The sequence below is a fragment of the Sphingosinicella sp. SM1-17 genome, assembly GCF_056821765.1.
Genome location: NZ_JBPDIO010000001.1, coordinates 1,961,789 through 1,970,625, shown reverse-complemented (window position 1 = coordinate 1,970,625; position 8,837 = coordinate 1,961,789). Strand labels below are relative to the sequence as shown.

12 protein-coding genes are annotated in these 8,837 nt (G+C 62.8%); 1 reads left to right on the top strand and 11 read right to left on the bottom strand.

All coding sequences use genetic code 11. From position 1 onward, the window contains the following. Position 1: 1 nt before the first annotated feature. The 11 genes from ACRYLT_RS09850 to ACRYLT_RS09800 all read right to left on the bottom strand — a co-directional run bounded on the left by ACRYLT_RS09850 (position 2) and on the right by ACRYLT_RS09800 (position 8,156). Positions 2–358 carry a hypothetical protein gene (locus ACRYLT_RS09850; protein WP_482663918.1) on the bottom strand — a complete coding sequence of 119 codons (357 nt, stop codon included), beginning with the start codon at positions 356–358 and terminating at the stop codon, positions 2–4. Then, entirely contained in the window at positions 355–1,917 is a 1,563-nt protein-coding gene (locus ACRYLT_RS09845; RefSeq protein ID WP_482663917.1) for a hypothetical protein, read from the bottom strand. Before ACRYLT_RS09845 ends, ACRYLT_RS09850 begins: the two co-directional genes overlap by 4 nt. Then, positions 1,880–2,530: a hypothetical protein gene (locus ACRYLT_RS09840; protein WP_482663916.1), complete on the bottom strand. Its 651-nt coding sequence runs from the start codon at positions 2,528–2,530 to the stop codon at positions 1,880–1,882. Before ACRYLT_RS09840 ends, ACRYLT_RS09845 begins: the two co-directional genes overlap by 38 nt. Positions 2,531–2,893: 363 nt before the next feature. Further along, positions 2,894–3,934, bottom strand: coding sequence for a hypothetical protein (locus ACRYLT_RS09835; RefSeq protein WP_482663915.1), 1,041 nt, complete (start codon positions 3,932–3,934; stop codon positions 2,894–2,896). Positions 3,935–4,019: 85 nt separating this feature from the next. After that, the gene (locus ACRYLT_RS09830; RefSeq protein WP_482663914.1) at positions 4,020–4,646 is read right to left on the bottom strand and encodes a phage adaptor protein; all 627 of its coding nucleotides are present in this window, start codon (positions 4,644–4,646) and stop codon (positions 4,020–4,022) included. Then, positions 4,639–5,436: a hypothetical protein gene (locus tag ACRYLT_RS09825; protein ID WP_482663913.1), complete on the bottom strand. Its 798-nt coding sequence runs from the start codon at positions 5,434–5,436 to the stop codon at positions 4,639–4,641. Before ACRYLT_RS09825 ends, ACRYLT_RS09830 begins: the two co-directional genes overlap by 8 nt. Continuing rightward, on the bottom strand, positions 5,433–5,729 hold the full coding sequence (locus tag ACRYLT_RS09820; protein WP_482663912.1) for a hypothetical protein: 297 nt from the start codon (positions 5,727–5,729) through the stop codon (positions 5,433–5,435). The genes ACRYLT_RS09825 and ACRYLT_RS09820 overlap by 4 nt, the downstream gene beginning before the upstream one ends. A 177-nt stretch (positions 5,730–5,906) precedes the next feature. After that, positions 5,907–6,131 (bottom strand): hypothetical protein, encoded by a 225-nt coding sequence (locus ACRYLT_RS09815; protein WP_482663911.1) that lies wholly within the window; start codon positions 6,129–6,131, stop codon positions 5,907–5,909. Positions 6,132–6,228: 97 nt separating this feature from the next. Beyond that, positions 6,229–6,867, bottom strand: a complete 639-nt coding sequence (locus tag ACRYLT_RS09810) for a glutathione S-transferase family protein (protein WP_482663910.1) — start codon at positions 6,865–6,867, stop codon at positions 6,229–6,231. 14 nt (positions 6,868–6,881) lie between these two features. Beyond that, on the bottom strand, positions 6,882–7,349 hold the full coding sequence (locus ACRYLT_RS09805; RefSeq protein WP_482663909.1) for a cupin domain-containing protein: 468 nt from the start codon (positions 7,347–7,349) through the stop codon (positions 6,882–6,884). 87 nt (positions 7,350–7,436) lie between these two features. Further along, the gene (locus ACRYLT_RS09800; RefSeq protein ID WP_482663908.1) at positions 7,437–8,156 is read right to left on the bottom strand and encodes a DUF2306 domain-containing protein; all 720 of its coding nucleotides are present in this window, start codon (positions 8,154–8,156) and stop codon (positions 7,437–7,439) included. A gap of 159 nt (positions 8,157–8,315) precedes the next feature. On the opposite strand from ACRYLT_RS09800, the gene ACRYLT_RS09795 reads away from it, so the two are divergent. After that, entirely contained in the window at positions 8,316–8,807 is a 492-nt protein-coding gene (locus tag ACRYLT_RS09795; protein WP_482663907.1) for a helix-turn-helix transcriptional regulator, read from the top strand. The last annotated feature ends 30 nt before the right edge of the window (positions 8,808–8,837 follow it).

Genomic DNA, 8,837 nt, shown 5'->3' with positions numbered 1-8,837 from the left:
CCTAAAGTTCCTTCGCAATGGCCGTCTGGAACGGCGCGTATCCATGCTTCTTCATTTCCCGCGCCCAGCCGGGACGGGATTCGATCACCGCAAGCGTGCAGCCGATCGTCCGGCCCCATTCTTCGGCGCGCGGGATCAGTGTTTCGACAATCTCCTGAAGATCCCCCGCGGCGACGAGGCCGTGGATCGCCTGCGCCCCGGTCGGATATCCCTTGATTTCGGTGACGATCGCCGCGTTGCCGGAGAACCAGATCTGCGCCCGCATCGAGAGGACGAGCGTGTCGAGATAGTCGATCGTGTAGAGGCGGGGGTCCATCGCCTGGGCGAACAGCGGCCGAAACCGCTGATAGTCGGTCAACTGCGCTTGCCCTTCAGCACCGCCTCGAAGACCGGCTTTCCCAGCCGCATGTAGGAGTTCGTGGCGTCGGCATCCTCCAGCTTGACGGAGAAGAGCTTGCCGCTGATCCGGAAGTCCTTTTTCGTGTCGCTGGTGGCGAGCGTGTAAGGCCCCTTGGCCGTGGCCGAATCCTGCGGACGCATCCGGACGTTGATGGTCAGGTTGACGCTTCCGGTCTGGTCCTCGAAGTCGGGAATGAACCGCTGCAGCTCCACCTCCCGATCGCCTTCATCGACATAGAAGTCGGCGCTCTGGAGATGCCAGGAGATGGCGGAGCCGGAGTTCGGCAGGACGAAGGTCGAATGCGCCGACGTACCCTGCTCATGCAGATAGATGTAACCAGAGTCAGCGGCGGCAAGCGGCGTTTGAGGGCATTGAGAAAGCCATGCGTGCCGCCTCATGCTCCCCCTGAACCACGTCCCCTCCTTTAGTGACAGTGCGACATAGCGGGTGGCGCAATCACTCGATCCATCCCGCCTGTCTGCATAGAAGTACCAGATCTCGCTGAAGATCGGGTTGTAGCCGATGAAAAACTGGCTCTGGTGAATCCCGTTCTGTGGCGCGTAGGCCCCTCCTCCGTTCGCCTGGTAGTCTAGTGCGATCGGTGACGAGATGACCTCTACCTGACCGCCAGGTCTCCACGAGCGCAAATTGCCGTCGATCCCCATCCAGTACGCAGTGCTGTCCACCACGACCAAGCAAGCCACATTAGAGAGGCCGCAGTTATCGGCCACCCGGTCGAAGCGATATGTCTGCGACGGATCTCCGATATATTGCCCCATCCACAGATCACGGTCGGTCCAGACGCCCACATATCCGCCGATGCACTCGCCGCGCATGATGACACCAGCGCCGTCCAAGATATGCTCGAAGGCATTATTCGAGGCGGATGTGGTCCAGTCCGTATAGTCTTCCAGATCGCAACCACGGATGCACCGAGGGTTGAATTTGGAACTCGCTTCTTCGTTGCACCCCAGAGCCAAAACTTGCCGCTGTGGAGTGACGATTATCCAGGCAATCTGGGCGGGGGCCTGAGTGACGGATGTGACATCGTTGTAGCTGGTGGTTGTGTACGTGGCCGCCCAGAGCGAGTTCTGATAGACACCCGAACCGGCAGCATAATACCCATTTGCAAGCAGCGTGTCGCCGAACATCGCCAATGACCAAACTCGACCGCTGAAGCCGTCGATCGTTCCCGCAGTCGTTAAAGAGTTTGTGGATGAGAAGGCGCCTGAGATTGTGCCGGCGTTGATCGTAACCCTGGCGGCATAAAGGTGAGATGATGTCGCCACCATCAACCAGTGAAAGCCGTTGCTCGCTGTATGGAAGTAGAGCTTACGGGAGATCCCACTGAACCGATCGTTAGAACCATTGGCGGAATTATATTGCCGCCACCCGCCGATGACCTGGGGCCTGCCGAGGCGGAATCTCACATTGTTACCGTCAGCCCAGCGCCCTTGTGCCGCGAAGGTGGTGTCGTCGCTATTTAGCCCCGGCGGCGGGGAGAACGGTACTCGCATTCTCTTCTCCCACCTTATTGGCGTCCCTGTGGGTGACGACGTGATCACCGATGTGTCCAATTTCCCATGAAAGGGCATGATCAACGTATGGGCGGAAACCGTGCTCGCTAAGGAGCCTACAGAAGTACCAGTCCTCGCCGAGCATGGTCCGTCCATCCGTCGGAATTGCGAACCACGGCTCCGGCAGTTTCCGAAACACCTCGGCCATAACTAGGGTGAACCCCAGACCAATATGATCAACCGCCTCGACATCCTTGTTCGACTCGGTGGTGCGCACCGGCCAGTGTTTGCCGCCTCTCTCCACGGTAGCAGTGGGAAGGTGTGGCGGCTGCCTCATTGGAATATTGCAGCCAATGACGGGAATGCCTCGTGCTGCCAGTCGGTTTAATGCGTCAGGCGGAAACGTTTGATCCGCATCGATCCACAGGATCGCCTCGCATCCATCCCGCAGCGCCGTCCACGCCAAATGATAGCGGCTTAATGGAAGGACGGAGGAGTTATCTGTGTAATAGGCGATCGCATGGCCTCTCGTAGTTGCGAGAAGTCCGAAGAGAGACTGAACATAACCCGTTTTTACGCTGCCAGTCGTCGGCGTGCAGATGGCCACTTTCATGGCCGCGACACTGCGCCACGCGCTGGCTCGGGGCAAGTTGCTCCTGTCGGCAAAATCCGTTCGCGAAAATACGCTTCCGCTCTTTAGGCCGCCGCAAGCTTCTGCGGCTTACACCCGGTCCGGTATGACACAGTCGAAATCGGGTCGCGCGCTCAACAGGATACTCTGCCTCTTCGGTCGCCATGTCCGCTCGAAAGGGCATGCCAGGCACAATGGTCACCAGATCGTGAGCCAGTGCCGGTATTGCGAAGCTCCCATGGTTCGGGTGAGGCACAAGATCTGGCGAACGGCCGGCACCATGCAGGATCGGACGGCTGGCCGCCTTCCCAACTAGGCGCCGATTCCGGGCCGGACCGGAGGGGCTCAGGCGTTGCTCAACAGCAGATAATAAGTGGTTCCGTTCAGGTTGACGGCCAGCTTGTGGGTCGCGGTGGCGGCCGAGGCCGAGGGAGTGGAGTCGATCCGCAGGCTGTCGCCGCGGAGCTCGCCGGCAACGTCCAGGCCCGCGGGGGTGAGGGTCATCAGCGGAGTCGCGAAGCCATTGCCCCGGGCGAATATCAATGCGCTCGATCCGCTGCTGAAGCCGACGGTCCAGCGATCGGCTACGCCATCTTCGGTGAACAGCAGATAGCCGCCCTTCCCGGCCGAGGCCCGGATGTTGAAGTAGATATGGCTGGAACCGCCGCCCGTGCTTTCGATGAAGCTTCCGTTCGCCAGGAACTGGATTCGGGTGCCGTTGAAATTCACCCCCGCCGAATGGAATTCGGCCATGACGGTACTGCTGACGACGAAATCGATCTTCGACGACGCGCCGAAGATTCGCATCGCCAAGGCGGGGCTGTGGCCGACCGAGAAGCCCGAAGCATGGGCGCCCCAGAAATTGCCGGCGACGAGAATCGCCCCGGGCTGGACGGTCAGCTGCGCAACCCCGCCAATGTAGAACAGGATGTTTCCGCCAAGCTCGTTCGCGATCGCCAGTTGCGTCGTGCCGGCGCTCGGAAAGCCCAGATAGGCGCCGCGCAGGTTCGGATTGGCGGCGCGGGGATAGAATTCGATATAGCCATGGTCGGAAGAACCGCCGCGTATCTGAACCTGGGAAGCGATATGGGTTCCTGGAAAGCTCACTCCCCCCAAGGTTCCGCTTGGGCCGGTCACGTTTCCGGCGAAGGCGGCGCCGGCGCTGTCGACCAGGGTCAGCCAGGCACTGCCGTTCGAATATCTCGCCTTGTCGAGAGTGAGGTCGTAGACGATCCCGCCCTTGTGCTTCGCCGCTGGAGGAAGCTCCGCGGCGGCGAGCTGCTGCGGGCGGAACGGCGAAGGCCAGATCTCGCGCAGCGCCCGCTCGATCGAGCGCAGGACCTCGGTCAGCCATGGCGGCGCCCCGGAGGGCCTGAACAGCGCCACTCAGGCGCTCCGATCTTCGATATCCGCCGAGGTTCCGGCGAGCACCTGCACTGACGGAATGACGATCTTCATCGGTTTCTCCCGCTCAGACGGCGCAGGCGGAACGGATGCGTTGCGGCGCGGCCGAATTGGCCTTTCGCTGTCCCTGCCGGCGCAGTTCTTCCAGGGCTTCCTCGAGGGAGGCCTTCCAGATCGCCAGGCGCTCGTCATTGACGAGGTACGCCTCGGCCATCAGCAGCGAGCCCCAAAGATAGATGTCGGGGTGGGCCAGGAGCAGCCAGTTGTCGGCGGTGCTTGCGTTGAGCGCCGGGATCTTCTGGAAATAGTTGATGATGAGCGAATAGCTGGCGTCGGGTGTGGGGCCGAAGACGAGGGTGCTTCCGGACTGGATCGCGAAGTTCTGCGGCTTGCCGGTCGTGGCAGCGGAATGGGCGTTGCGAAGCTCGGCAAGGCTCATCTGCTCCAGCACCACCTTCGGGTCGCTGTCGATATGGATGGCCCGCAGCTCGAGGAAGTCCGCCGGCAGGCTCTCGGTCGCCGCGTCGAGCGTAATCGTCGTCGTCGCTTCCATCTCCGGCACTCGAAGCACCCGGTTGAACTTGCGCTCGGCCAGCGCGATGAACTCGGGGACTTTCGAGGTGAGGTCGTCGCGGTTCAGCCATTCCGCCAGGCATGTCTTGAGTTCGGCCCAGGTTTCGGGATCTTCAGCCATTGGCCAATTCCTCCTCGGCGCGCTGCTCGATCTCCGCCGCCTTGTCGGCGAACTTCCTGGCCCGCTTCTTCATATGCTCGGCCCACTTGTCCTTCTGGGCGATCGCATGGCCGTTGGTCAGGATCACCTCGAACAGATGCCCGACTTCCCAGGACAGCCGATGATCGACGAACGGGCGAATCCCGGCCTCGGCGAGCTTTCGGAAGAAGAACACGTCCTCCCCGATCATTCCCACCTTGTCGGGGGTGGGCTCGAACTTGAACAGGGGAAGGAAGTTGCCGTCGCCATTCGCCTCGGCATGGGCCTGGAGCGCGTCGAACACGCGCATGTCGATCAGCAGCACCCCGAAGCCGAGATGGGCGCAGGGCTCGACCAGCCCGCGCTCCGCATCCTCGCGGGTCGTGTAAAGCAGCGTTCGGGGATCGTCATCGTCCCGCCCCTCGATCGCCGCGGTCGGTGCCGTCGGGGTGAAGCGCCGGGGATAGTTGCAGCCTACGACCGGCAGGTTGTGCGCAAGCAGCCGAAGCAGCGCGTCGGGCGGAAACACATGGTCCGCATCGAGGCAGAGCATGTAATCCGCTTCCCAGGCCAAAGCCTCGGCCACGAGACGGTGGCGGGATTCCGTCAACATGGAGCTGGAGACCATGAAGGTCTCGATCTCCAGCTTCACCGGCTCGCCCTTGGGATCGACAACGGTGGCCCCAAGCGAATGGACCAGCATGTTCGCCAGGCTCTGGGTGAACTTGGCGTGAGTGTGGCCATAGACCGGGATGCAAACAGCGACTTTCAAAGGCGACCCTTCCATGTCCTGAAGCAGTCGTTGGCGGGATCGTTCGCCCACTGCCGCCACTTCGCCTTGTCGTGGAACCAGCCTTCGCGGAACGCCTGCTCCATCACCACGTCAGGGATGAAGGCGGCATGGCGGAAATCCTTGCCCGGAACCTCGTCGGCCACGAGCTTCGCCGCCGCGATGATCGGCTCCACGTCCTGCCGCGTCTCGATGAAGGTCTGGCCGTCCTGCTCGTGATAGATCAGCTTGCGCCGCGCCTCGGGGACGAGGTCGAGGAGAGCGGATTTGCTCATGGCAGATCCGCCCGGCAAGCGTGAAACCCGGCCATTCGCGCCTCCCAAAAGGAAAAGGCCCGCCGAAGCGAGCCTTTGATCGATCATCTGCGGCCTTGGGCAGAGCGTCGAGGCCCTGCCCTGGGCGTCGGCGGGCTCGAAAGGCTCCCGCCATGTCGGCGTGGGCAACCCGCCCGCTCAAGCCAGCGGGAACTTGCGTTCCTCTGCCGTGGCTGCGGCCTCGGCCGCCTCGTTATGGACCTTCAGGAAGGCGCCGCGCTCGCCACCGTCCAGGATCGCCGCCTCCGGGTCGTGCGCCTGGATCTGCGACAGCAACTGGCTGGCTTCCTCCACCGTTCCCGCAACCGGGATCAGCTTCGGATATTCAGGCCGTTCGACCTTCGGACGCTTGTTCCATCTCATCGGCCCGCTTCACCAGAAACGCTCGAGTCACGCAAGCGATGGAGTCGCTCCGAGCGCATTCGAAGCATGTTCGCAAGCCTCCGACGCCGTGATCCGATCACTCGGAGGCGAACGGATCGGTGGCCTTCATCGCCTCGATGGTCGACACCTTGTCCCACCATCGCTGCAAGGCCGGGTGAAGGGAAAGGGCGGCCCTGCCCTCATGCGTGCGCACGAGATAATCCAGCATCGGCGCAAGGTGGCAGTCGGCCAGGGTGAAATCCTGGCCGTTCAGGACCATTCCCTCGCTTGCGACGCCGTCGAGGAAGCCCAGGACCGTCTCCGAGGCCTGCAGCCCCTTGTCGATCTCCTCGCGGCTCGAAGCCTCCCCGAACAATGGCCGGAAGAAGCCGTGGGAGGCGACTTGCCGGACCATCGGCCAGTAGCCGTAGGAATCGATCGCCGCGATCACCTGGTCCATTCGGGCCAGCGCGGCGGCTCCCTCCGGCTGAAGCGCCCGCCCGTCGAACGCGCGATCCACATAGCGCGTGATCGCGCTCGTCTCGAACAGTCTGAACGCCCCGTGCGTCAGCACCGGAACCCGGCCGAACGGATGAAGCGCCGAATAGCCTTCGGGCAGCTCGGCGAAAGGATCGACCTCGATCCTCTCATGCTCGACGCCTTTGGACAGCAAGGCGAGCCGGGCGATCCGGTTGTAGACGCTGTAACGGAATCCATGAAGCTGAACCGGATCCATGTCGCTGCCCTTGTCTAGCCGGCGTAGGGGCTGCTCGCGGGTTGCCCGCTGCCGTCGATCCATAGGTCATCCGAAAGCGAGCGGACTCGAACGCAGATCCGGTTGTGATCCGGATAGGTGATCACGTCGGTGGCTGCGCGGGTGCCGACAATCAGGTAGCGGCAGAGACGGCTTCCCGCATTCTCCAGAAAATGTCCGTTCGGCTGCCCGGCCGGGAAGGCCGCCGCGTCTCCTGCCCGCAAGATCGTCACCTCGTCCCCTTCGTGCAGTGTCACTTCGCCCTCAAGTACGAGCATCATTTCGTCCTCGGCACTGTGCCAATGCTTGAGCGAGGAGCGCGAGCCCGGCGGCAGAAGCTCGATGAAGGCCCCGAACTGGGTCAAGCCACCGGCTTCGCTGATCCAGCGAGTTTCCGAAGGGCCGCAGGGCCCATCCGCCTCGACTCGTTCGATCACCATCTTGTGAGCGGGGATCGCCGGCATCGCCAAATCCTCTGTCTACCTTGAACCGAGGCTGATCTCATCGCCGCCACCGCGAATGTGCGCAATGGTCGATGCGGCCCCGATGGCTCACGCGACCGGCTCCACGACCTCGTTCGCGACAGTCCTTCTCCTCGCGGCTCGGGGCGGCCAGTTCCGGTAGGCCTTTGTGAATCGGACCCGCAAGCTCCAGAAGATCATCGCCGCCAGCACCGCGAGCGGCGGCAGATCCCATATGGGAAGATCGCGAAGCAGATCCGGGAACTCGTCGCGCTGGCCACGGAAGAAGGAGCTTGCCGCTATGAAGAGCGCAAGACACATGCGCCACAGGTGGCGGCCGATCCGCTGAACGCCCGACACCGGGCTGCGCAGGATATAGTTCAGGTCGAGCGCCGCCGCGACGGCCGCAATCGCTGCGAACTGGAAATAGACGAGGTAAGGCAGGCGCCGGAACATTCCGCCCGGAGCCTCCATGCCCCAGAATCCGAACAGGAGCATGGCCGAGGCGCAGCCAAGCGCGACGATCGGCGCTCCGCGCTCGATCGGCCCCGGCTTGCCGTCCCGAAGCTTGGCTGCCGCCCATGATGTCGTGACCAGATAGACGGTCAGGACTCCGATGACCGCGACTCCATAAGCTGCCTGCTGCATCGCGATCACCGCGCCGGTGAAGGCCATCGACAGCATCGAGAAGAAGAACAATGTCCCGGCACTCCGGTGTCGGCGAGAGCCCTTGCGCAGGAGGAGCGCCGCTGCACCTGAGAGCAAGGCTATGGCGCCGCTTGCGACATGGACGAGCATGATCGGAGTCATTGAACCTTCCCTTGAGCTTTGGTGACCCCGGCTGTATTATGCGCATAAGACGGCCTGGCCATTGCCCGAGGGGACTTTTCCATGACCGTTGGTTGCAGCGCGACTTGTGCCGACAGGGCCTGCACGGCTCGGTCCCGAGGCGGAGATTGCACGCGGGCGATGTTCGCCCGGTTCCTGCTTGCGCTTCGGCCAGTCTCGCAGCAGCCGACGGCAAACGGGACCGCCCCGGGGCTTCGGAAGGAGATCCTGCGTCAGTCGCTGAAAGGCTTCGCCGGAGCGGTCCGCTCGTTGAGGAGGTCGCGCAGGCCCGCCTTCCATCGCCGGGTAGAGCAGCAGATTGCTTCGCTGCTCGACTCAGGCTCCGTGCGAATGGAGCAGGTGGCCCGCAATCTGGGTTGCAGCCGTCAGACGCTCTACCGCCGTCTCAAGGCCGAAGGCCGGACGTTCGAGCAGCTTGTCGACGAAATGCGCCGCCGACAGGCGCTTTCGCTGGTGCGTGACCGCGAATTGTCCGTGAAGGAAATCGCTTATCGGGTGGGATTTTCGGATCCGGCTTCCTTTTCGCGCGCCTTCAAGCGCTGGACGGGATCCAGCCCGAAATCGCTTCGGGACGGCACGGCGTCGCGCTACCGAGATGTACGGCGCAGATAATCCCAGCAGACTGGTTGCTGTCGCTGCTCC

Bases quoted from the DNA above. Each gene is read 5' to 3' on its own strand.
- ACRYLT_RS09805 (WP_482663909.1), bottom strand. From the start codon at position 7,349: ATGCCGGCGATCCCCGCTCACAAGATGGTGATCGAACGAGTCGAGGCG.
- ACRYLT_RS09830 (WP_482663914.1), bottom strand. From the start codon at position 4,646: ATGGCTGAAGATCCCGAAACCTGGGCCGAACTCAAGACATGCCTGGCG.
- ACRYLT_RS09815 (WP_482663911.1), bottom strand. From the start codon at position 6,131: ATGAGATGGAACAAGCGTCCGAAGGTCGAACGGCCTGAATATCCGAAG.
- ACRYLT_RS09800 (WP_482663908.1), bottom strand. From the start codon at position 8,156: ATGACTCCGATCATGCTCGTCCATGTCGCAAGCGGCGCCATAGCCTTG.
- ACRYLT_RS09840 (WP_482663916.1), bottom strand. From the start codon at position 2,530: ATGAAAGTGGCCATCTGCACGCCGACGACTGGCAGCGTAAAAACGGGT.
- ACRYLT_RS09820 (WP_482663912.1), bottom strand. From the start codon at position 5,729: ATGAGCAAATCCGCTCTCCTCGACCTCGTCCCCGAGGCGCGGCGCAAG.
- ACRYLT_RS09795 (WP_482663907.1), top strand. From the start codon at position 8,316: ATGTTCGCCCGGTTCCTGCTTGCGCTTCGGCCAGTCTCGCAGCAGCCG.
- ACRYLT_RS09845 (WP_482663917.1), bottom strand. From the start codon at position 1,917: ATGCGAGTACCGTTCTCCCCGCCGCCGGGGCTAAATAGCGACGACACC.
- ACRYLT_RS09810 (WP_482663910.1), bottom strand. From the start codon at position 6,867: ATGGATCCGGTTCAGCTTCATGGATTCCGTTACAGCGTCTACAACCGG.